The organism is Sodalis sp. RH16, from assembly GCF_047324245.1.
Classification (GTDB): Bacteria; Pseudomonadota; Gammaproteobacteria; order Enterobacterales; family Enterobacteriaceae; genus Acerihabitans; species Acerihabitans ligni.
In genome coordinates this window covers 1,933,222-1,954,686 of the sequence record NZ_CP178737.1, presented here as the reverse complement: position 1 = coordinate 1,954,686, position 21,465 = coordinate 1,933,222, and the positions used below count along the sequence as shown (strand labels likewise).

Below are 21,465 nucleotides of genomic sequence, written 5' to 3'. Positions count from 1 at the left end.
TTTCGCCCCAATAGATGGGAGCTGTCGCTTTACACTTTTTTGTTTTTTGCAAGCCTATACTCGCCATACTGCAAGCTGCAGGCACGCCTCCCGACGCGTGTCGCTATCCCTCTAAAGGCCATCAATATTCCCCGCCAATCCTCCATTTCTGAATATAGTCAGCCATAAAACGTATTTTAATTTGTAGGATTTAAATCATAACATGGTTAACCAGATGTAAATCAGGCTGCCGAACCGGTATGAACCAGCGGCTTAACCATGACGAAAAATCACGTGATCAGGCCATTTTTGAAAAGCAGTTAAGGAGTTGCCATGAATGTTATTACCTTGGCCGGTAGCCCCAGGTTTCCCTCAAGATCCGCCGTACTGCTTACCGTCGCGCAGCATTGGCTCGAGGGACAAGGTATCGACGTCACTCCCTGGAATTTATTCAATTTCAACCCGGAAGACCTGCTGTACGCGCGTTTTGACAGCCCGGCGCTGAAGGTATTTATCGAGCAATTGGCGGACGCCGACGGAATCATTATCAGTACGCCTATTTATAAGGCCTCCTTTGCCGGCGCGCTGAAAACCCTGCTGGACCTGCTGCCGGAGCGGGCCTTTGAACACAAGGTGGTGCTGCCGGTGGCAACCGGCGGTTCCAGCGGGCATATGCTGGCGCTGGATTATGCCCTCAAACCGGTGCTTAACGCGCTGAAAGCGCAGGAAATCCTGCACGGCGTCTTTGCCGAGGACAGCCAGATAACCCATTACGACCGTAACCCGCAGCTCAGCGCCGAGCTGGAAACCCGGCTGATGGAATCTTTGGGGACTTTTTCGCGCGCAATGGAACGGCAGGCGCAATTTAACGGCATAACCGCCTCCTAGAAGGTTTTTCTGCTTGTTATTCCGGAGATTAGCGATGCATGGCCGAATCGGGTATATAGGTTGGCGGTTATTCCAGATTTTACCGACGACATTTATCATCGTCATATTGGCGTTTGTGCTGATGAAGCTGGCGCCCGGCGACGTTATCGACGTGGTGGCGGGGGAATCGGGCGGCGCCACGCCGGAATATATGGCCCAAATGCGCCATCTGTACGGACTGGATATTCCGGTGTGGCAGCAATTTATCCATTATATTGTTTCATTGGCCCATTTCGATTTGGGTTATTCATTCCGTGAAAACATGCCGGTATCCGAACTTATCGTCAGCCGGCTCCCCGCGACGATTACCCTCTCGCTAACCGCCATCATCTTTGCGCTGGTGGTCGGGGTATTATTGGGAATGATCGCCGCCCGATACCGGGGTTCAGCCCTGGACGGGCTCATTTCCGTGTTCTCCACCATCGGCTTCGCCACGCCGCTGTTCTGGATCGGTTTGCTGCTAATCGTCTTGTTTTCCATACAGCTGCGCTGGCTACCGGTCAGCGGTTTGTCCACGGTGGGGGCGGATTACGCCAATACCTTCCAATACCTGCTGGACGTTGGGCGGCATTTGATTTTGCCGGCGTTATCCCTAAGCCTGTTCTTCCTGTCCATGTATGTCAGGATTACCCGCTCGTCGATGCTGGAAGTCTACGGGCTGGATTTTGTACGCACCGCCAGGGCCAAAGGACTACGGGAATGGCAGGTGATTTTCGGCCATATCATGCGCAATGCGGCGCTGCCCATCATCACTATTACCGGCCTTGAAATCGGCGGTCTGCTGAGCGGCTCGGTGGTTATCGAAACGGTCTTCGGCTGGCCGGGCATCGGCCGTCTTGCCTATGATGCGGTTTTTTCCCGCGACCTTAATCTGCTGCTGGGCATTTTCCTGTTCAGCTCCCTGCTGGTGGTGCTGATGAACCTGGCGGTGGATTTATTGTATGTTGCGCTGGATCCGCGCATCGGGAGGCGCCGTTCATGAGGTCACGCCGATTTCTCCAGCGCCTGGCGGACTCCGCCTCCGCCCAGTGCGGCCTGATACTGCTGCTGCTGATTCTGTTCGGCGCCGTTTCCGCCTCCTATTTCTTCCCGGGGGACCCGCGGGATATGGTGGGCAGCCCGACGATGTGGCCCGGCAGCGACCCGAGGTTTCCCCTGGGCACAGACATGATGGGCCGGGATATGCTGTCCGGCCTGCTGTATGGCGCCCGTACCTCCCTGATGATTGGCCTGTTCGCCACCGCGCTGTCAGTGGTGCTGGGCATTATTATCGGCGTGATCGCCGGCTATTTCGGCGCATCCTGGGTTGACGATGTCCTGATGCGGCTTACCGAAGTCTTTCTCACCATGCCTCGCCTGCTGTTCGCCATTGCCATGGTGATGGTGTTGGGTCCGTCCACGTTCAGCATCTCCCTGGCCCTAGGCACCACCTCATGGCCGCAAATCGCCCGGCTGGTGCGCGGCGAGGCTCTGCGCGTGCGGGAGCTGGAGTTCGTCCGGGCCGCCACCACCATCGGACTGGGGCATTTTCGCATTATCGTCCGCCATGTGCTGCCGAACAGTATCGCGCCGGTGATGGTGGCGTCGTCGGTCTTGGTGGCCCAGGTGATTTTATCCGAGGCATCCCTCTCCTTTCTCGGCCTCGGCGATCCCAGCGTCGTTACCTGGGGCGGCATGGTGGGCTCGGGGCGCGAGGTGCTGCGCACCGCCTGGTATATGACCGCCCTGCCGGGGCTGGCTATTTTTCTCACCGTCATGGCTTTTATGCTGATAGGCAACGGTCTGAACGATGTGTTCAATCCGCGCCTGCATAAAGCCCGCAAGACGCCTGTCACCATCACCGGGCGGGGAGACGCCAATGAACCTTCTTGATGTCCGGGATCTGCGCATCGGCTTTAACGGCGAACAGATCGTCAAAGGGATTTCTTTTCACATCAAACCCCATGAAAAGGTGGCCCTGGTGGGAGAATCCGGCTCAGGCAAAAGCGTCAGCGCCATGAGCCTGCTGCATCTGCTTCCCGGCGCCGAGGTATCGGGCAAGGCCTTGTTCGAGAACACCGATTTGCTGGCGCTGGGGGAGCGGGAGATACGCGATATCAGCGGCAAAGATATCGCCATGATTTTTCAGGATCCCATGACCGCCCTCAATCCGCTGCATACCGTCGGCGACCAAATCGCCGAGGTCTACCGGCTGAAATCCCGAATGAGCCAGAAACAGGCCTGGATCCGCGCCGTGGCGCGGCTGGCGGAAACCGGCATCCCCGAGCCGGAGCGCCGTGCCCATGCCTATCCGCACCAGCTCTCCGGCGGCCAGCGCCAGCGCGCCATGATAGCCATGGCCCTGGCGGGCGAGCCCAGGCTGCTGCTGGCGGATGAGCCCACCACGGCGCTGGATGTCACCCTGCGGCTGCAAATTCTGGAGCTGTTGGCCGCCCTGCAGCGCAAGAACGGTTTGTCCATTCTGCTGATCACCCACGATCTGCATTTGGTGCGCCGCTTCGCCGATCGGGTGATTGTCATGGAGGCGGGCAACATCGTTGAAGTCGCCCCCACCGAGCAGTTATTCCTGGCGCCCCGGCATCCCTATACCCGCCGGTTAATCAACAGCCGTCCCGAACGGGATATCGACAGTCCGGCCTTTGCGGCGGGAACGCCGCCGCGGCTGGAAGGCAAAGCCATCAATATAAGCTATCCCATATCCCAGCCGGGCATCAGCAACTGGTTTCGGCGCCACCGTTTCAATGCGGTGAAAAATGCCGATTTTACGCTGCCGCCGGGCCGGACGCTGGGGGTCATCGGCGAGTCCGGTTCGGGCAAAAGCACCCTGGCCGCCGCGGTGTTGGGACTGATGGGACATGAAGGCTCCCTGCTGGTGGAAGGAGTATCGTGGAAACAGGCCAATGCCGGCAGTAAGCAGGGACGCAAGTCCCTGCGCCGCAAAATCCAGGCAGTGTTCCAAGATCCCTTCTCTTCGTTGTCGCCGCGCATGTCCATTGCGCAAATCGTGGGTGAAAATCTGCATTTTCATCACCCCGAGCTGTCGGTTCGCGAGCGGGATCGGCGCATCGTGGCTATGCTCGCCGAGGTGGGTCTGACACAAGAGCAGTTCCCCGGTCTGCTGCAACGCTATCCTCATGAATTTTCAGGCGGACAGCGCCAGCGTATCGCCATTGCGCGGGCGCTGATCATCAATCCCGATATCCTGGTGCTGGACGAGCCCACCAGCGCGCTGGATGTCACCATCCAGCGGCAGATCATCGCCCTGCTACAGCGCCAACAGCGGGAACACGGGCTAAGCTACCTGATTATCACCCATGACGTTTCGGTGGTGGCCGCCATGGCGCATCAGATTATCGTGATGAAAGACGGCAACGTTATCGAAGCCGGGGAGGCCATGTCGATTTTGGCCGCCCCGGTGCATGCCTATACCCGCAATCTGATTCTGGCGGCGGCGTGAAATGCCGGCTCGGGGGGACGAGCCGCTTCGATTTAGCGACTCGGGTCCGATAGCCGTCCGGATAATCGGTTCTATTAATCAAAATAGCGGCTTGGCCCGGCGGCGCTCCGGATACCCCGCTAAACAATGGGAATTGCGGCACGCACCCGGCAATCAGTTAAATTATGGGATGCTGGCCGCCGTCCACCGAGATTAATGCCCCCACCACATAGCTGGCGCGTTCGCTGGCCAGGAACAGCACGACATTGGCGATTTCATCCGGCTCGCCGAAGCGGCGCAGGGGCAATTCGGCGCTGAGCCGCTCTAACGCCTTTTCGCGTGAAACCCCCAAGCGCAGCGCCTCCTGCGCCACGGTCTGGTCCATACGCTCGGTCAGGGTATAACCCGGATTCACCACGTTCAGCCGGATGCCGTAGCGCGCATAATGGCTTGCCAGTCCCAGGGTGGAGAGCAGCAGCGCCGCATTGGCCGCGCCGCCCGCCACATGGGAGGGATGAGGCACCCGTCCGCCGGTGCCGACGATATTGACGATGGCGCCGAGCTGCCGCGACGGCGCGCCGCCTGCCTGGTCCGTACCCGCTGAACGGGCCTTATCCACCCAGCGTTTCAGCACCGCGTCCTGGGTATGGATGTAGGTAAAATACTTGGCGTCCAGGGCGGCGTGCCAGGCGGCGCTGTCAAGGGATTCCGGCGGATTCCGGCGGGCGGCGCCGGCGCTGTTCACCAGAATATCGATGGACCCCAACCGTTGGGTAATCGCCGCCACGGCGGCATCGGCCTGTTCGCTTTGGCTCAGGTCAGCCCGGGCCACGGCAATGACCGCGCCTTCCTCTTCTTCCAGAACCTTTCGCGCCTGTTCCAGGTTCCCCCCGTCGCGGGAGACAATACCCACCCGCGCTCCTTCGCGAATGAACGCCCGAGCCACCGCCAGACCGATGCCTTTACTGCCGCCGGTCACCAGTACCGTTTTTCCCGCTAAACCGAGTTCCATGACCCTACCCCTTAGATTTTGGTGTTGATGGGCGGCAGTGCGCCGTTCAGATAAAAATCGCCCACCGCCCGCGCCTTGTAGGCCACCGGGTCGTGTGTGGTATGCGTGCGCGCATTGCGCCAGTGCCGGTCCAGATTGAGCCGGGCTGAGGTGGCCGATGCCCCGCCGATGCGGAATATCATCTCGCTCACCTTGATTGCCGCTTCGGTGGTGGCGTATTTTGCCTCGGCCACCGCCACCGAGGCCTCTCCCAGCAGCCTGTCGGCATCCGCCCCGCCGGCGAAGGCAACCCGTACCGCGTTTTCCAGCAGTGCCGCCCCCCGCTCCAGCAGGCTTTCCGCCCCGTGGGTGATAATGGCCATCTCCCCCACGGTGTGGAGCACATAAGGATCCTCTATGGCGCCGCGCACGCCGCTTTCCCGCAATACCCGCGCGGATGTGCGGCCGTATTCGCAGGCATCCTCCAGCGCCGCCCGGGCGATACCGGCATCAATGGAGGCGTGTATCAACTGGGCGAAGCCGCCCTCATGAGTGCGGCGATCGCCATAGGCGGGAATACGCAAAATCTCCTCCTCGGCAATTTCGACGTCGGCGAATGCGGTGGTGCCGCTGGCGGTAGTGCGTTGCCCCATGCCGTCCCAATCATCCGCCACCGTGACGCCGGGCCGGTCCACCGGGACAAAAATCGCCGCCCGGCCCCCCTCTTCGTGAGCCGCCGTCACCAGGATAATGCTGGAGAACAGGCTGCCGGTACTGTAATACTTATTGCCCCGCAGGCGCCAGACCCCATTCTCCCTGAAAAGCAGCGTCGAGACATCACCGATAAATGCGCCTTCCCGTTCGGCGGCGGCATTGCTCATCAAGCAGCCTTCCAACACCAGGTCAAAGTAGACTTTTTGCTGCGCCGGCGTTCCGTAAATGCGAAGTTTTTCCAGGTTGGTGAAATGCGGCGCAATGCCCTGGGCGATATTGGGATCGCCGGCAGCCAGCAGCCGTATAATCCGGGAAAAACTCACCATGTCTATCTCCGGGCCGCCGTACTCTCGCGGTACACGCATGGCCAACAGGCCGCTGCGGCGCAGCGCCAGCATCTCTTCATGGGGCAATAGCCGCTGGCGGTCGCGCTGCGGCGCCCCGGCGGCAAAACGCAGCCTGAACTCTTCCGCCAGCGCCAATAATGCCGTTATCTTCTCGGTACACGATTCGGCGGGGTCTACCCGGCCTTTGTCTTTAAAATATGCAGACACCCCTGACTCCCCTCGTTAAACTCTGATTATTCATTAAGACGCCCATACCGACTGACCGGCCGCGCCAGCCCCATGATTTCTCGGGTGGTGGAACCCCGGTATTCGGTGCGAAACAGCCCCCGCCGCTGCAGCTCCGGCACCACCAGCGTGACAAAATCCCCCAGTCCGCCCGGCAGCCAGCCGGGCATGATATTAAAACCGTCCGCGCCGCCCTCCTGGAACCAGGCGGCCATGTAATCGGCGATATCCGCCGCGGTGCCGGTTAACACCGGATGGCCGCGGGCGATGGAAACCTGCAGATAGAGATCCCGAATGCTCAGGCTATCGCGCCGGGCAATATGCCGGAGCAACCCGCTCCGGCTGTCGGCGCCTTCTCCGGGCAATGCGTCTTCCGGCAAAGGCCCGTCCACCGGATAGCCGGACAGATCCACTCCGCCGAGGTGATGCTCAAGCTGCGCCAGTCCCACCTCGGGATGAATCAGGGATTGCAGATAGTCGAATTTTTCCCGGGCCTCGTCGCGGGAGCGGCCGACAATGGGGAAGAGTCCCGGCAGAATGCGCAGCGACTCGGGCTGACGCCCCTCCTCCCGCGCCAATCCCTTTAGCCGGGCATAAAAAGATTTTGCATCCTCGAGGGTGGTCTGGGCGGTATAGATGATCTCCCCGACCCTGGCCCCCAGCCCGATACCGGCGGAAGACGATCCCGCCTGCACCAGCAGCGGATGTCCCTGCGGCGGGCGGGCGATGTTCAGCGGCCCCCGAATGTCGAAAAACTCGCCGTGATGATGAAGGGCATGCAGGCCGTCGGGGCGGAAATAGACGCCCGAGTCCCGATCGGCCACGATGGCGTCGTCATCCCAGCTATCCCATAGTCCGCGCACCGCCTCCACAAACTCAGCGGCCCGCCGGTAGCGCTCCTCCGGCGGCGGTAACCGCCCGTTGCCGAAGTTTTCCGCTTCGGCCGGGCTTGAGGAGGTGACGATGTTCCAGCCGGCCCGCCCGCCGCTGAGAAAATCCAGGGAGGCGAATTTACGCGCGATATGAAAGGGCTCATTAAAGGTCGTGGAAGCCGTGGCCACCAGTCCGATATGGCGGGAGACCATGCTCAGGGCCGACAGCAGGGTCAGGGGTTCGAAATGCGCTTTCGGCCCGCGGCCCAGGCGCTCGGCGGATCGATCGCGAATAGCCAGCCCGTCCGCCAGGAAAAACAGATCAAACAGGCCGCTCTCGGCGATCCCGATCACCTGCCGGTAATGCCCGACGTCAAGCGGGGCCAGGGGATCAACGCCTTCGTGGCGCCAGCCGGCCACGTGCCGGCCGGTAGTCTCCACAAACACCCCAAGGTTCATCTGCCGCTGCGCCCCGCTCATAAGGCGGCTCCCGCAGCCGGCTGCGTATAACGGTTCGGCGGCGCGGATAAACCCAAATGCTCCCGCAGCGTCGACCCACTGTACTCGGTGCGAAACAGCCCCCGCCGCCGCAGTTCCGGCACCACCTGGTGGATAAACTCCAGCAATCCTCCCGGCAGCCAGGGGGCCATAATGTTAAAGCCGTCCGCGCCGCCGCCGGTGAAGCGCTCTTCAAGCTGGTCGGCAATGTCCGACGCCGTGCCGAAAATCGCCCAGTGGCCGCGGGTGCCGGTCACATGCCAGTACAGTTGCCGTATGGTCAGTTTCTCCCGCCGGGCGAAATCCGCCAATAGCCGCTGCCGGCTCTGGTTGCCCTGGGACAGGGGAAATTCAGGCACCGGACCGTCAATAGGATAGCCAGACAAATCAAAGCCGCCTAAATGCCGGGCCAGCACCGGCCAGCCGATTTCCGGATCCACCAGTTCTTGCAGCTGTTCGAACTTTTCCCCGGCATGCTCGCGGGACTCGCCGACGATGGGAAACACCCCCGGCATGATCTTCAGCTGATGAGGCTGGCGGCCGTAGGCCTGCATCTGCTCTTTGACGCTGCGATAAAACCCCTGCGCCTCGGCGAGGGATCGCTGGGCGGTGAAAATCACCTCGGCTTTGCGGGCCGCCAGATCCTGGCCATCGGAAGAAGAACCGGCCTGAACCAGCACCGGCTGGCCCTGGATGGCGCGGGAGATATTCAGCGGCCCCCGCACCTTGAAGAACCGGCCCTGGTGATCCAGCACATGCAGCTTGTCCGGATCGAAGAAAAGTCCGGTTTTCTTATCGTTGAGCAGCGCGTCGTCTTCCCAGCTGTCCCACAGCCCCTGCACCACGTCCACAAACTCCTGGGCGCGCTGATAACGCAGGCCGTGATCCATGACCTCGTCGCGATTGAAATTCAGCGCTTCCCCCAGCGTCCAGGAGGTCACGATATTCCAGCCGGCCCGCCCGCCGCTGATATGATCCAGCGAAGCGAATTTGCGCGCGACGTTAAACGGCTCGTTATAGCTGGTGGACGCCGTCGCCACCAGCCCGATGCGGCGGGTGAGCATCGCCAGAGCGGACAATAAGGTCAGCGGCTCGAAATTGACGGTCCGGGTGGTGCGGCCGATATGCTCGTCCTCCTCGTATTGAAAGGTCATCTGGTCGCCGAGGAAAATCATGTCGAATTTGGCGTCTTCGGCCTGCCGCGCCAGCAGCTTGAAATGCTCAAGATTCATGCCGGCGTTCCGCGGGGCGTCCGGGTGGCGCCAGGCGCCGATATGATGGCCGACATCCTGTAAAAAAGCCCCCAAATGCATCTGTCTTTTCTGTTTTGTCATCATTTTCACCCATGGCGAAACGGTTATCCGACCCGGACCGAGGCTTTATCAGTCATACATGGTGATGGGGGGCGGCGTCTGATTGAGGTAATAATTCCCCACCACGCGATAGCGGTGATTAATGGGATCGTGGGTGGTATGGGTACGCGCGTTGCGCCAATGGCGGTCAAAATTATTCTCCCTCAGGGTGGCGGACGAGCCGCCCACCTCATAAATCAGCTCCGCCGCCCGCAGCGCCGCGCCGTTGCAAACTATCTTGGCTTCGGCGACGGCAATGGAGCCTTCAATCAGCCGCTGTTCCAATTCATCCGCCGCCGCGTTGCCGTACCAGGCGGCCACCGCCGTATCCACCAGCGCCGCGGCGCGCAGCAGCGCCGCCTCTGCGGCGTGGGCGTTGGCGATGATATTGCCGATGGTATGCTGCACGTAGGGATCGTCCACCGACCGCTGCACGCCGGAGTCGGCGCGGGGACGCGCCCCGCGGTGCGCCCAGGCCACCGCGTCGTCCAGCACCGCGAGGGCGATACCCACTTCAATGGTGGAATGGAGCATTTGGGTGGCGGCCGGCTGATAATTGCGTTTCTTGCGCTCTTCGCCGCTGTAAAACATCACTTCATCTTCGGCCACCGCGACATCGAGAAACTCCGTGGTGCCGCTGGCGGTTAACCGCTGTCCCATGCCGTCCCAGTTGTCATGCTGCACAATGCCCGCACGCCCCCTCGGCACGAAAACCGACACCGTATCGCCGCTATCATCCTTGGCCGTGACCCGCAGCCGGTCCGCCATCAATCCGCCGGTGCTGTAGAATTTTTGGCCGCTCAGCCGCAAACCCCGAGGGGTATTACTGAGCCGGGTGGTCATGTCCGACACGAATTTTCCTCCTAGTTCCCCGGTGGCGCCGCTGATCAAATCCCCCCGCAGCAGTCCCTGAAAATAGCGCGTTTGCTGATGGGGGGTGCCGGTGAGGCGAACGCGTTCAACCGAGGTAAAATGCGGGATCAATATCTGGGCGACGTTGGGGTCGCCCTTCGCCAGCAGGATGGATATCCGCGCCAGGTCGGTGTAGCTCAGCTCAGGGCCGCCGTGGGTTTTGGGCACCCTGGCGGCGGCAATGCCCGCCTGTAACACCCAGTTCAATTCATCGTGGGGCAAAATACGTTCTTTATCCCGCACCGAGGCGTCCACCGCCAACCGGGCGCCGATATCCCGCGCCGCGGCGAGCAAATCGTCCCGGCTATCCCGGCCGGCCACCGGCTCGGCAAACCGGCCGTTACGATCCTCCGGCGTTTCGGCGGGGGTGGGGGGAGTCATATTCAAGGACATAACGCTGCTCCAAAAAACGGTGAAAAATAACGGATCCGCGCAGGACCCGACCTTAATCAGGAAATCTTGCGCCCGGCCATCGCCACTATGAGGAATCATCCTGCTGGCCACCGCCAAGACAAGGGCGTCTCATGATCGGCGGTCGAGACATTGTGCCCGCTGCCTGCACCCCTATTTCCCGGCTATCCAGGCGTCGCGAAAGCCGGAATGCGCTCCCGCCGGCGAGAAATCCAGACCGTGCAGTTTACGGTTGTAAACGGTAAAAAACGGCGCCGCCATGACCGGCAACAGCGGCAGATCGGTAAGGGTCTGCCGCTGGAAATCCGCAATAACGGCAATGCGCTTTTTGGGGTCAACTTCATTCTGATAGGCCTCGATCAATCGGTCGGTGGCCGGACTGACGTAAGCGAAGGCGTTGGCATAGGGCACCCCCGGCGATTGGGCTTTGGAGTAATAGACCCGGGTTAACCCCATTTGCGGATCCAGCATCACGCCGAATCCCTGGAAAATAATATCGAAGTCATAATCGGTATAGACCTTCTTGAGGAAGGTGGCGTTGTCCAGCGGCGTAAAGTCGATAGCGATGCCGATTTTATTGAACTCCTGGCGGAGGAACTCCCCCGCCAGCAGGAACTGGCTGGAACTCGGGTCGGTATAAAGGCGCAGGGTGAAGCGCTTTCCGTCCGCCTTGACGGGATAACCGGCTTCGTCCAGGAGAGTATTGGCCTGCTTCACGCTGTAATCATAACGGGGGATATCCGGCGTGAAAAATTGGGTCAATGATTGGGGCACCACGCTGTATTCGGGATTGCTTTGACCATACCAGACGGTGTCGATAATCCGTTGCCTATCGATAATATGGGCAATGGCCTGCCTGACTTTCAGATTGGACAATGGGACCGAACGCAGATTGAAACCGAGAAAATAGGTTTGCGCCGCATAAGAGTACCCGCGGGAATCAAATTTCAGTTCCGGATTTTGCTTAAGCCGGTTTATATCCGAAAACGGCACCCCGGCGTAGGGGATATAGGACACTTCGCCGGATTCCAACGCCGCGCTGCGCGCCGCCGCGTCGGGGATAAAACGGTAAATCACCCGGTCAAGATAGGGCTTTCCCTTGTCCCAATAATCCGGATTACGTTCCAGGATAACGTACTGTCCGCGCTTCCACTCCTTGAAACGAAAGGGACCGGTGCCGATGGGCCGGGCGTTTTCCGGGCTTTTGCGAATGTCGCCGCCGTCGAAAATATGCTTAGGCACCACCTGCGATTCCGCGCCGTCCAGCGCGCTGAGAATAACCTGGGACGGCGAACTTAGGCGGAAGATGGCGGTGTAATCGTCCGGGGTTTCCACATCTTTCAGGGCGGCAAAGGTGGACCGCCCGCGAGAATGGACTTTTTTCCAGACTTCCAGGGCGGAGTATTTCACATCCGCTGAGGTAAAGGGCTGGCCGTCATGCCATTTCACGCCGTGACGCAAATGAAAGGTGATGCTCAAGCCGTCCGGCGCCACCTCCCAGGAGGTGGCCAGACGGGGCTGGGGCCGGTAGTTATCGTCATAATACACTAAGCCGTCAAAAATATTGGCGGAGATAACCCGATTGGCATATTGGTTATTATAGGTCGCCGTCAACGTTACCGGCTCAGGATATATAGCGGCGATCAGCGTTCCGCCTCGTACCGGCGTCTGCTCATCCGCCAGCACCCGGCCCATGGCATTTAGCGCCAGCAGTATTATCCCCAGGGATAAAGCGGATATAAACTTCCGGGACATGAATTAACCCTTTTTTTCTAATAAACATTATTTGTCGAATGGCGCAGGTGAAATGTAAACCCGACAAATATTATCCCGGCGCAAGCTCATTTACTAAATATCAATAAATGATGTTTATAGACATCTCAATGCTATAAGAATGTTAAAAACAATAAAGCATAACCATAGCGATTAAAAGCATTAACCCGATGCAAATTCCGCCATCTTCGCATCTTACGCAATATTTTGAATAGTCTGTCTTAATTAATCATGCGCTCCAATAGCTGACAATCCCCCGTTCACGCCGTAATCTTGGCTAAATCTGAATACGCGCTACTTCTGTGGCTTATTATCATGTTTGTTCTTTGCTAATACAAAAAAAGCATTGGCTAAACGGGTTATAGATTTCTATTTTAAAGTGTTTCTAATATGTTACTAAAAAATGAGCGCCCATTCTGTTTAACGGACTACTTAACGGGGATTTATCACTGAACAGGCATCACCTTAATATTTATATGGAATTAGGTTCCGTTGTTCATCATCGAGGTTATAAGATAATTTGCTATGCGTAAATTCAGTGTAACCTTGCGGCAAACGCTATTCGCCGCCATGGGTCTTTGCAGCATTTTCCCCGCGTTTTCCTCACTGGCCGCCGCGGGCAGTTTGGTCGCTATCGTCCAGCCCGAACCGGTTGCGCTAAATACGGCGTTCAACACCAATTTTCCCAACGGCGTAGTTTCCAATAATATTTACGAAGGACTGGTCACTTACAACCAGGATATGCAGCCGGAACCCAGCCTGGCCACCTCATGGGAAGTGGCGCCGGACGGCTTGAGCATCACCTTTCATTTGCGTCACGGCGTGAAATGGCACGACGGCCAGCCCTTTACCTCGGCGGACGTGAAATACTCCGCCCTGGAGCTGTGGAAAAAAGTCCACCCGCGGGGGCGCACCACCTTTGCCGCCCTGAAAGACGTGGAAACCCCGGACGCTTACACCGCAATATTCCGCCTTGAGCACCCCTCCCTGGTGATCATGAGTTCCATTAACGCCAATGAGGCGGAGATCCTGCCCGAGCATCTGTTCGCCGGGTCGGATATTCGCACCAGCCCTTACAACGCCAAGCCGGTGGGTACCGGACCCTTCAAGTTTGTGAAGTGGGTACGGGGGCAATATATCGAACTGGAACGCAATCCTGACTATTGGGACAGCGGCAAACCCAAAGTAGACAAAGTCATTTTCAGCATTATTCCGGACGCGGGCTCCAGGGCGGCGGCGTTGGAAACCGGGGAAGCCCTGTACGCTCCTTATGACTCGGTGCCGTTATCCGACGTACAGCGTTTGCGCCAAAATCCGCAGCTGGTGGTCACCAAGCAGGGCTACGATTCCTCGGCGGCCTATACCTTCCTGGAGTTCAACCTGCGAAATCCCATCCTGGCGAATCTTAAGGTCCGCCAGGCCATCGCCCGGGCCATCAATAAACAGGCGCTGGTGGATGTGGTCTGGTACGGCCTGGGAAAACCGGCCACCGGTCCGATCCCCTCATCCCTCAAGCAGTTTTACACCGCCGACGGCGTACCGCAGTATCCCTACGATCCCGCCGCCGCGGAAAAACTGCTGGATGAGGCCGGCTACCCCCGCAAGTCGGGCGGTATTCGCTTTAAGCTGGCCATTGACTATTTCCCGGTTAACGACGGCTTTAAAAACCAGGCCGAATTTATCCGCCAGAGCCTGAGCAAAATAGGTATCGAACTGACGGTGCGCAATCAGGACCTGGCCACCTTTATCAAGCGGATCTACAGCGATTACGATTTTGATATCGAGACCGGCCGCTGGGTGCCGATGATGGACCCACAGATTGGCGGGCTGCGCCACTATTGGAGCAAGAACATCGCCAAAGGAACGCCTTGGTCCAATGCCTCAAATTATACCAATCCCAAGATGGATGCGCTGATTGCATCGCTGCAGGTGGAAAGCGACCCGGCCAAACGCGCCGACGAATTCCACCAGTTTCAGCGCCTAGCGCAAACCGATCTGCCGGTGATACCCCTGGTTGAACAACAGAATTTTACCGTCTACAGCGCACGGCTCAAAGGCGTCAGCACCGCTCCCGACGGCGCTTTATCGTCCCTTAAAGACGTGTCTTTGGAACCCGGAGGAAAATAATCATGACCGCTTTCTACCCACAGGACCCGCGTGAACAAACCGAGCCTTTTACCGCCGCAACCGCCACGGACAATGCTACCCGCCCGTCGTCACGGCAGGGCGCCCCCGGGGTTGCCGCCGAGCAGGCGCGGCCGGAGGCCGGAGGGGATTTCGCCGATGATGCCGATGAGCAGCCGAGGCTGGAGGCCAGGCGGGATCTGGCCGCCGCGCACCGGCTCGCGGTTTGGCACGATTTCAGCGAAGGTATCTACAATCATTTCACCCTGGCTGTGCCGGGCACCAACGATCGTTTTCTGCTGCCGCCGTTCGGCCTGCATTGGTCGGAAATCCAGGCCAGCCAGCTGATGACCATCGGTTTCGACGGCAGGCTCCTGGCGGGGGAAGGCATTATCCAACGCTCGGCGTATTGCATTCACGCGCCGATACATGCCGCCCATGCCAAGCACCAGGCGGTATTCCATACCCATATGCCCTATGCCGGCGCGCTGACCCGGCTGGAGAGCCAGCACCTGCTGGCTCTCGGCCAGACGGAGGCATTATTGCTCGATCAGATTGCCTACGATGACGCCTACGACGGCCTGGCCCGCGATCCGGCGGAAGGGGAGCGCCTGGCGACAATACTGGGTGAAAAAACCATTCTTTTTATGGGCAACCACGGCGTGCTGGTGACCGGCCGCTCCGCCGCCGAGGCCTACGATCGCCTTTATACCCTGGAACGGGCCGCCCGGGTCCAGCTGTTCGCCCTGTGGACCGGCCAGCGCCTGCGGGGCTTAAGCCCGGCCCAGGTGGACAAGGTGCAGGATCAAATCCACAACACTCCCCTGCACAATTCGCCGGGAGAACAATACAAACCCGGCTATCAGCTGCATTTTGAAGCGTTAAGGCGGCTGCTGGACCGGCGCGAACCCGATTATCGCGATTAAGTACATTTTGAGGTGGCCTATGCCTTACCCCGTTTTACCGCCGCTTCCCCCTGACAGTCCGCTGGGGAAAGTGCTGGATCAACCGCTGATACTCGGGCTGTTTTTACCCATACATAACGGCGGCTGGACCATGTCCGCCTATCCGCGGGCCACCGACTGGACCTTCGATTACAACGCGGCGCTGACCCGCCAAGCCGAAGCCCTGGGATTCGATCTGGTGTTCGGACCGGCCCACTGGTTGTCCAAGGGGGGTTTCGGCGGCGAGATACGCTATCGCGAAACCGCCCTAGACACGCTGATGGCGGCGGCGGGGCTGGCGGCGGTGACGGAGCGCATTTTGCTGATCTCCACCGTGCATATTTTCTACGGTCCTTGGCATCCGCTGCATTTGGCCAAGTTCGGCGCCACCCTTGACCATATGTCCGGCGGCCGCTGGGGGCTCAACGTCGTTACCGGTTTTCGCAAAGATGAATGGTCCATGTTCGGCCAACAGCAGCCCGACCACGACCGCCGCTATGAGCTGGCGGATGAGTATGTCTCCCTGCTGCAACAGCTGTGGGCCGGCGAAGAGGATCTTGACTACCACAGCGCACAATGGACGCTGAGCAAGGCCTTCGTCACGCCTAAACCCCGCTATGGCCGGCCGATTATCGTCAGCGCCACCAGCTCCGCCGCCGGCATCGCCCAGGCGGTGCGCCAGGCGGATTTGATATTCGTCACCAGCCCGGCCGGCGCCTCTTTCGACGCGGCCATCGAGGCGCTGCCGGGCATCACCCGCCAGGTGCGGGAAGCGGCGGCGGCCATCGGCCGCAACGTCCGCATTCTGGTGAATCCGATGATTATCGCCCGGGATACCGAGGCAGAAGCCCATGGGGTTTATCAGGAGATCCTCCGGCAGGCCGACCATGGCGCGGTGGACGGCTTCTTCCATACCCATGCCACCGGCGACAGCCGTTCCTGGCGCGGCCACCAGCGTGATGAGCGCATCGTGGGGGGCAATATCCAGCTGGTGGGCACGCCGGAACAGATAACCGGGCAAATACTGCGCCTCAAGGCCATCGGCTGCGACGGGCTGCAGCTCTGCTTTGTGGACTATGAACCGGAACTGGCTTACTTCGGCGAACGCATCCTGCCGCTGCTTAAACAAGCGGGCCTGCGTCTGTAAGTTTTTTAATTATTTAACTTCACTATACCCTAAATAGTTCGAGTTGCAGGAAGGCGGCAACGCAGCGACAAATCTGCCTGAAGCAGATTTGAACGCTGCTTACAGCGGCCCCGAAGGGGCGAGGCCCAAGGATGAGCCGAGTATTGCCAACGCACCTGCAACTTAAAATATGACGGGTATAGGCGGCCAACACGGCTGCCACGTGAAAGATGACGGCTATCAATGGGCTACTTATGACTAAATATAATGATTACGGATCGGCCGTCCCCCTGTCCGATCTGCTTAATTGGCTTGAAGACGGCGAAGAGCTGGCCTTTATCGATATCAGGGAAGAGGGGCTGTATGGCGACAGCCATCCTCTGCTGGCGGTGAACGTGCCTTACAGCCTGCTGGAAAGCCAGTTCCCCGCGCTGGTCCCCCGCGCCGATACCCGCACGGTGCTGCTGGCGGAAGATACCCGAGGGGGCGAACGGGCCGCGGGACGACTGTCGGCCCTGGGCTATTCGGACATTCACATCCTGGAGGGAGGGATAGGCGCCTGGGAACAGGCCGGCCTGCCGCTGTTCAAAGGCGTGAATGTGCCGTACAAGGCGTTTGCCGAATTCGTCGAACATCATTACCGGACGCCGGCCATCGAAGCCGACGCGCTGGCGCGCCTGATTGAACAGCAGGGGGATTACGTTCTTTTGGACAGCCGGACGGTGGAGGAGTACGACCGCTTCCATGTACCGAGCGCCATATCCGTGCCCAGCGCCGAACTGCTTTACCGCTTCGACGATCTGGTCCCCTCGCCGCAGACCCTGGTGGTGGTTTCCTGCGCCGGCCGAACCCGCGGCATTATCGGCGCGCAAACCCTGATAAACGCCGGCGTCCCCAATCGGGTAGTGGCGCTGTCCGGCGGCACCCAAGGCTGGCGGCTGGCGGATTTCGCCACCGTCCGGGACGGCAATCGCTACTTTCAGGCCCAAAGCGATACCGCCGCCCAATCGTCCCGGCAACGAGCGGCAAAACTGGCCCGGCGCTACCATGTACCGCACATTGATGCGGCCACCCTCCGCCAGTGGCAAGGGGATGAAAAGCGCACCACCTACGTGTTTGATGTCCGCCATGACGACGAATACCGGCGTGGCCACCGGGCCGACGCCCGCTGGGTGCCGGGAGGGCAGCTGGTTCAGGCGCTGGATAAATGGGTGGGCACGCGGGGTAGTCGAATTGTGCTCAACGACAATGACGGCGTCCGGGCCGCCACCACTGCCCATTGGCTTATACAGCTTGGCTGGCAATGCTATGTGCTGGCAGGCATTGACGAGGGTATTCGCCCGCCGTCCCGTCTCCTTGCGCCGCCTACCGTCCCGCGGATAAACGCCGCCGCCGTGGGGCAACGGCTTCTGAACGGCGCCATCGGACTCTCCGCCGACCGCAGCTGGGACTATCGCCGGTATCATCCCGCCGGCACCCACTGGGTAAACCGCTCGCGGCTGGATAACCTGCCTGCCGTCGCCGGCAATGCCCGGGACATCCTGGTATTCGCCGAAGATCCGGCGCTGGCGCAAGGGGTGGTCCTGGATTTGAGCGACGCGGGTTTCAACGCCACGGCGGTTGAGGGTAAACGGCAGGATTGGCTGGCCGCCGGACTGGAACTGCACAGCAGTTCGCAAACCCCTGCCGTTGCTCAGCAAATCGATTTTTTATTTTGGCTGCACGATCGCCATGAGGGCAATGCCGCCGCCAGCGCCGCCTATCTGGCCTGGGAAGCGGACCTGCCGCGCCAGGTGGGGGATCCCGCCAAGGCCCATTTCACGCTGGGGATAGCCGATGGGGATGCAGGCGGCCCGTCCAATGACCATTGATGGAAGCAGCGTGTCGTTTGAAAACGGTTAATCGGCACGTGACATACCGGCGAGTTTTTCCACACCGCCGGCGTGTCATTCAGCCCGACTCTTTCCATACACCGGCAAACTATCAGTCCGGCGTTCGCCGTTTTTATCAGCCGAATGCCGCTTTGTTATTATTGTGCTGAATAAGAGGATTCCCGGATCACGGTGACCGGGCAGCCTGCGTTGTCGATAATCTGTCGCGCCACCGATCCCATTAACCAGCGTTCAATATTGGAAAAACCGCGATGGCCGACGATAATGTGGTCTATTTTGTGGCTTTCCGCATAATGCAGGATCATTTCCGCCGGGTTACCGATTTCCATTTGCTTCACCAGATCCATATCCCGGTAAGCGGGATTATCTTTCAAGCCGTCGAAGAATTTCCCATATATCCCTCGCGCATTTTCGATAATCATTTCCGTCGCGGTTCCGCTGCCGAATTGCGGCAATTGGCAGACGGAAACAATATGTAACCTGGCGTCGAAACGCCTGACAAATTCGCAGGCAAATCCCAGCGCCTGTTTGGCGCAGTCAGAATCATCATAGGCTATCAAAACCTGTTTAATCGCAGCCATGGCTGCCTCCCGTGATTTCATAGCGGTAATAGAGACGGCTTTAATCCCGCCGTCGGCATCCGCCAGCGGGTAAACCGGCATACTTCCCCAGCATACCAGTTGGGCGGCGGATACGCATCTCGCCCCGCCGGGGTTTTGTAACATTGCCGGAATGAGGTGACTGACCCAAAACGATGCCATTCACTGTGTATATACCCGTCATACCTCAAGTTGCAGGTGCGTTGGCAAAATACGCATAAATAGTGCTTTATACCCATCTGACAATTGTCTATACTATCCCATGACAAATGTCTGCTGAAGAGATTGCCATGAGAGCTTATATTCCGTCCCATGAACCACAACATAATGCTTTGTGGAAATTTGCCGGTCTGCCCGTCAGCAGAGGCCGTGAGTTGACCAATGTGCTGAAAATTGGCCTGCCGGTTGACGTGCTTGACAGTATTCATAAATGGTCAGACATGTCTAAGGCCGATATTCTGCGGATTGCCGGCATAAATGAAAGAAACGTGGCCAGGCGTAAAAGTACAGGAACGGCTTTTTCACCCGATGAAAGTGAACGTATCGCCCGGCTTGTGCGGGTGATGGACGCAAGCGTACATCTTTTTGGCGGTAATAAACCCGATGCCTATACCTGGTTGAGAAGCCCCGTAAAGGGCTTGGGAAATGTAACACCGGTCTCGCTTCTTTCCACTGAGAGTGGTGCGCTTGAGGTCCTTGATTTGATTGGCAGGCTTGAGCACGGCGTCTATTCATGATTTTTTACAGGCTTACACAAAAAATCCATGCGGCGGAAGCATGGACGGGTTATGGCGCGAGTATTTATGGAGGGAGATGGAATCACAAAGGCAGTGCGGCTGTTTATGTATCTACCACCATCGCTCTGGCCTCATTGGAAATTCTTGTGCATTCAATTCATGATAGCCTACTGAATCAGTACTCCCTTTTCAGTATCGAGTTGCCCGATGATCAGGTTGAATACCTCGAAAATGCTTATTTGCCTGATGACTGGAGAGAGGATCCGGCTCCGTTTTCCACCATGGACTTGGGAACAGGTTGGCTTGACTCAATTGAAGGTATTGCTTTAATAATTCCTTCATGCATTATTCCACAAGAAAACAATGCTATTTTAAATCCTCTACACACTGATTTTCGGCAGGCATTGCGATCAGTTAAAGAAGTTGATTTTTCATTTGATGGTCGTTTAATAAAACAAGAGGATTAAATCGGTATCTGAAACTCAAGGTGCATTTATTTCCTCGGTTTTTTTACTCTCCATCGTCTATGGAATGTCAATGAAGCCATAAACTGTCTGATACCATTACTATGGTCGGTGATCCTTTCTCCGTTTTGTACCAGCGCGGTCTTTTGTGAAAGCAACAAATGAAGAAAATGCTAATTATAATAAAATCGATAAATTCCAATTGGATATAAATAAATGTTAAGTTATCGCCACAGTTTTCACGCCGGCAATCACGCCGATGTGCTCAAGCACACGGTACTGAGCCTGATCCTGGCCGCCATGAAGGAGAAGGATAAGCCCTTTCTCTATCTGGATACCCATGCCGGCGCCGGGCGCTATCTGCTCAACAGCGACCGGGCCGAACGCACCGGCGAATATCGCGAAGGTATCGCCCGTATCTGGCAGCGGGAAGATTGTCCGGCGCTGCTGGAACCGTATCTGACGGTTATCAATCACTACAATCGCAGCGGTACCTTGCGTTATTATCCCGGTTCGCCGCTGATTGCCCGCCAATTGCTGCGGGAGCACGATCGCCTGCACCTGACGGAACTGCACTCCAGCGATTACCCGCTGCTGCGCAGCGAATTCCAAAAAGACCCCCGTGCCGAGGTGCTGCGCGCCGACGGCTACCAGCAGTTGAAATCCCAGCTGCCGCCGCCGTCGCGGCGCGGCGTGATACTCATCGACCCGCCTTATGAAATGAAAACGGACTATCAGGACGTGGTGGCCGGCATCCAGGAGGGCTATAAACGCTTCGCCACCGGCGTCTATGCCCTGTGGTATCCGGTTGTGCTGCGTCAGAATGTGAAACGCATCCTGGCCGGGCTGGAGAAGACCGGCATCCGCCGGATTTTGCAGATCGAGCTGGCGCTGCGCCCTGACAGCGATCAACGGGGCATGACCGCATCGGGCATGATCGTGATTAATCCCCCCTGGATGCTGGAACAACAGATGAATGAATTATTGCCCTGGATTCATCAGGCGCTGGTGCCCGAGGGAATCGGCCATACCCTGGTGCGCTGGGTGGCGCCGGAGTGATCCCTATCCTGACCAATCCTGTTTTAGCCGACGAATCCAGCAATAAATCCCCGGAGTCATCCAGGCCGGGCCGGGATAAACCC

18 protein-coding genes are annotated in these 21,465 nt (G+C 58.5%); 11 read left to right on the top strand and 7 right to left on the bottom strand.

The window, feature by feature from the left end; all coding sequences use genetic code 11:
• The first annotated feature begins 312 nt into the window (after positions 1-312).
• Genes ssuE through ACL2XJ_RS08815 form a run of 4 tightly spaced genes read left to right on the top strand, consistent with a single transcriptional unit; the run spans position 313 to position 4,363 of the window.
• Positions 313-867, top strand: coding sequence for an NADPH-dependent FMN reductase (gene ssuE / locus ACL2XJ_RS08830; protein ID WP_413726269.1), 555 nt, complete (start codon positions 313-315; stop codon positions 865-867).
• Positions 868-901: 34 nt separating this feature from the next.
• Positions 902-1,888, top strand: coding sequence for an ABC transporter permease (locus tag ACL2XJ_RS08825; protein ID WP_203524476.1), 987 nt, complete (start codon positions 902-904; stop codon positions 1,886-1,888).
• On the top strand, positions 1,885-2,778 hold the full coding sequence (locus ACL2XJ_RS08820) for an ABC transporter permease (RefSeq protein WP_132923947.1): 894 nt from the start codon (positions 1,885-1,887) through the stop codon (positions 2,776-2,778). The genes ACL2XJ_RS08825 and ACL2XJ_RS08820 overlap by 4 nt, the downstream gene beginning before the upstream one ends.
• Positions 2,765-4,363 (top strand): ABC transporter ATP-binding protein, encoded by a 1,599-nt coding sequence (locus ACL2XJ_RS08815; RefSeq protein ID WP_413726268.1) that lies wholly within the window; start codon positions 2,765-2,767, stop codon positions 4,361-4,363. Before ACL2XJ_RS08820 ends, ACL2XJ_RS08815 begins: the two co-directional genes overlap by 14 nt.
• 157 nt (positions 4,364-4,520) lie before the next feature.
• On the opposite strand, the gene ACL2XJ_RS08810 is transcribed toward ACL2XJ_RS08815, so the two are convergent.
• The 6 genes from ACL2XJ_RS08810 to ACL2XJ_RS08785 all read right to left on the bottom strand — a co-directional run bounded on the left by ACL2XJ_RS08810 (position 4,521) and on the right by ACL2XJ_RS08785 (position 12,419).
• Entirely contained in the window at positions 4,521-5,354 is an 834-nt protein-coding gene (locus ACL2XJ_RS08810; protein ID WP_413726267.1) for an SDR family oxidoreductase, read from the bottom strand.
• Between the two features lie 11 nt (positions 5,355-5,365).
• Positions 5,366-6,601 carry an acyl-CoA dehydrogenase family protein gene (locus ACL2XJ_RS08805; protein WP_413726266.1) on the bottom strand — a complete coding sequence of 412 codons (1,236 nt, stop codon included), beginning with the start codon at positions 6,599-6,601 and terminating at the stop codon, positions 5,366-5,368.
• 26 nt (positions 6,602-6,627) lie between these two features.
• The gene (locus tag ACL2XJ_RS08800; protein WP_413726265.1) at positions 6,628-7,971 is read right to left on the bottom strand and encodes an LLM class flavin-dependent oxidoreductase; all 1,344 of its coding nucleotides are present in this window, start codon (positions 7,969-7,971) and stop codon (positions 6,628-6,630) included.
• Entirely contained in the window at positions 7,968-9,323 is a 1,356-nt protein-coding gene (locus ACL2XJ_RS08795) for an LLM class flavin-dependent oxidoreductase (protein WP_413726871.1), read from the bottom strand. The genes ACL2XJ_RS08800 and ACL2XJ_RS08795 overlap by 4 nt, the downstream gene beginning before the upstream one ends.
• A gap of 48 nt (positions 9,324-9,371) precedes the next feature.
• Complete coding sequence (locus ACL2XJ_RS08790) at positions 9,372-10,646, bottom strand: acyl-CoA dehydrogenase family protein (protein WP_413726264.1); 1,275 nt, start codon at positions 10,644-10,646, stop codon at positions 9,372-9,374.
• Positions 10,647-10,817: 171 nt separating this feature from the next.
• A complete protein-coding gene (locus ACL2XJ_RS08785; RefSeq protein ID WP_203524483.1) occupies positions 10,818-12,419 on the bottom strand; it encodes an ABC transporter substrate-binding protein in 1,602 nt (533 codons plus the stop codon).
• 543 nt (positions 12,420-12,962) lie between these two features.
• On the opposite strand from ACL2XJ_RS08785, the gene ACL2XJ_RS08780 reads away from it, so the two are divergent.
• The 4 genes from ACL2XJ_RS08780 (at position 12,963) to ACL2XJ_RS08765 (ending at position 18,502) form a co-directional block, all read left to right on the top strand.
• Complete coding sequence (locus ACL2XJ_RS08780) at positions 12,963-14,564, top strand: ABC transporter substrate-binding protein (RefSeq protein ID WP_413726263.1); 1,602 nt, start codon at positions 12,963-12,965, stop codon at positions 14,562-14,564.
• A 2-nt stretch (positions 14,565-14,566) separates the two neighbouring features.
• A complete protein-coding gene (locus ACL2XJ_RS08775; protein ID WP_413726262.1) occupies positions 14,567-15,487 on the top strand; it encodes a class II aldolase/adducin family protein in 921 nt (306 codons plus the stop codon).
• A gap of 19 nt (positions 15,488-15,506) precedes the next feature.
• A complete protein-coding gene (locus tag ACL2XJ_RS08770) occupies positions 15,507-16,652 on the top strand; it encodes an LLM class flavin-dependent oxidoreductase (protein ID WP_413726261.1) in 1,146 nt (381 codons plus the stop codon).
• Positions 16,653-16,885: 233 nt separating this feature from the next.
• The gene (locus tag ACL2XJ_RS08765) at positions 16,886-18,502 is read left to right on the top strand and encodes a rhodanese-like domain-containing protein (protein ID WP_413726260.1); all 1,617 of its coding nucleotides are present in this window, start codon (positions 16,886-16,888) and stop codon (positions 18,500-18,502) included.
• 158 nt (positions 18,503-18,660) lie between these two features.
• Here the strand turns inward: ACL2XJ_RS08765 and ACL2XJ_RS08760 are convergent, their stop codons facing one another.
• On the bottom strand, positions 18,661-19,185 hold the full coding sequence (locus ACL2XJ_RS08760) for a universal stress protein (RefSeq protein ID WP_413726259.1): 525 nt from the start codon (positions 19,183-19,185) through the stop codon (positions 18,661-18,663).
• Positions 19,186-19,412: 227 nt separating this feature from the next.
• Between ACL2XJ_RS08760 and ACL2XJ_RS08755 the strand changes: the two genes are divergently transcribed.
• From ACL2XJ_RS08755 to ACL2XJ_RS08745, 3 genes are all read left to right on the top strand, one after another.
• Complete coding sequence (locus tag ACL2XJ_RS08755; protein ID WP_413726258.1) at positions 19,413-19,859, top strand: antitoxin Xre/MbcA/ParS toxin-binding domain-containing protein; 447 nt, start codon at positions 19,413-19,415, stop codon at positions 19,857-19,859.
• Complete coding sequence (locus tag ACL2XJ_RS08750; RefSeq protein WP_413726257.1) at positions 19,856-20,326, top strand: RES family NAD+ phosphorylase; 471 nt, start codon at positions 19,856-19,858, stop codon at positions 20,324-20,326. Before ACL2XJ_RS08755 ends, ACL2XJ_RS08750 begins: the two co-directional genes overlap by 4 nt.
• 213 nt (positions 20,327-20,539) lie before the next feature.
• A complete protein-coding gene (locus ACL2XJ_RS08745) occupies positions 20,540-21,382 on the top strand; it encodes a 23S rRNA (adenine(2030)-N(6))-methyltransferase RlmJ (protein ID WP_132923960.1) in 843 nt (280 codons plus the stop codon).
• The last annotated feature ends 83 nt before the right edge of the window (positions 21,383-21,465 follow it).

What these genes read in the sequence shown, in the direction of transcription:
- ACL2XJ_RS08755 (WP_413726258.1), top strand. Translation starts at nt 19,413, where the DNA reads ATGAGAGCTTATATTCCGTCCCATGAACCACAACATAATGCTTTGTGG.
- ACL2XJ_RS08825 (WP_203524476.1), top strand. Translation starts at nt 902, where the DNA reads ATGCATGGCCGAATCGGGTATATAGGTTGGCGGTTATTCCAGATTTTA.
- ACL2XJ_RS08785 (WP_203524483.1), bottom strand. Translation starts at nt 12,419, where the DNA reads ATGTCCCGGAAGTTTATATCCGCTTTATCCCTGGGGATAATACTGCTG.
- ACL2XJ_RS08780 (WP_413726263.1), top strand. Translation starts at nt 12,963, where the DNA reads ATGCGTAAATTCAGTGTAACCTTGCGGCAAACGCTATTCGCCGCCATG.
- ACL2XJ_RS08775 (WP_413726262.1), top strand. Translation starts at nt 14,567, where the DNA reads ATGACCGCTTTCTACCCACAGGACCCGCGTGAACAAACCGAGCCTTTT.
- ACL2XJ_RS08770 (WP_413726261.1), top strand. Translation starts at nt 15,507, where the DNA reads ATGCCTTACCCCGTTTTACCGCCGCTTCCCCCTGACAGTCCGCTGGGG.
- ACL2XJ_RS08750 (WP_413726257.1), top strand. Translation starts at nt 19,856, where the DNA reads ATGATTTTTTACAGGCTTACACAAAAAATCCATGCGGCGGAAGCATGG.
- ACL2XJ_RS08795 (WP_413726871.1), bottom strand. Translation starts at nt 9,323, where the DNA reads ATGACAAAACAGAAAAGACAGATGCATTTGGGGGCTTTTTTACAGGAT.
- ACL2XJ_RS08820 (WP_132923947.1), top strand. Translation starts at nt 1,885, where the DNA reads ATGAGGTCACGCCGATTTCTCCAGCGCCTGGCGGACTCCGCCTCCGCC.
- ACL2XJ_RS08800 (WP_413726265.1), bottom strand. Translation starts at nt 7,971, where the DNA reads ATGAGCGGGGCGCAGCGGCAGATGAACCTTGGGGTGTTTGTGGAGACT.
- ACL2XJ_RS08810 (WP_413726267.1), bottom strand. Translation starts at nt 5,354, where the DNA reads ATGGAACTCGGTTTAGCGGGAAAAACGGTACTGGTGACCGGCGGCAGT.
- ACL2XJ_RS08765 (WP_413726260.1), top strand. Translation starts at nt 16,886, where the DNA reads ATGACTAAATATAATGATTACGGATCGGCCGTCCCCCTGTCCGATCTG.
- ACL2XJ_RS08815 (WP_413726268.1), top strand. Translation starts at nt 2,765, where the DNA reads ATGAACCTTCTTGATGTCCGGGATCTGCGCATCGGCTTTAACGGCGAA.
- ACL2XJ_RS08790 (WP_413726264.1), bottom strand. Translation starts at nt 10,646, where the DNA reads ATGTCCTTGAATATGACTCCCCCCACCCCCGCCGAAACGCCGGAGGAT.
- ACL2XJ_RS08745 (WP_132923960.1), top strand. Translation starts at nt 20,540, where the DNA reads ATGTTAAGTTATCGCCACAGTTTTCACGCCGGCAATCACGCCGATGTG.
- ACL2XJ_RS08760 (WP_413726259.1), bottom strand. Translation starts at nt 19,185, where the DNA reads ATGCCGGTTTACCCGCTGGCGGATGCCGACGGCGGGATTAAAGCCGTC.
- ssuE (WP_413726269.1), top strand. Translation starts at nt 313, where the DNA reads ATGAATGTTATTACCTTGGCCGGTAGCCCCAGGTTTCCCTCAAGATCC.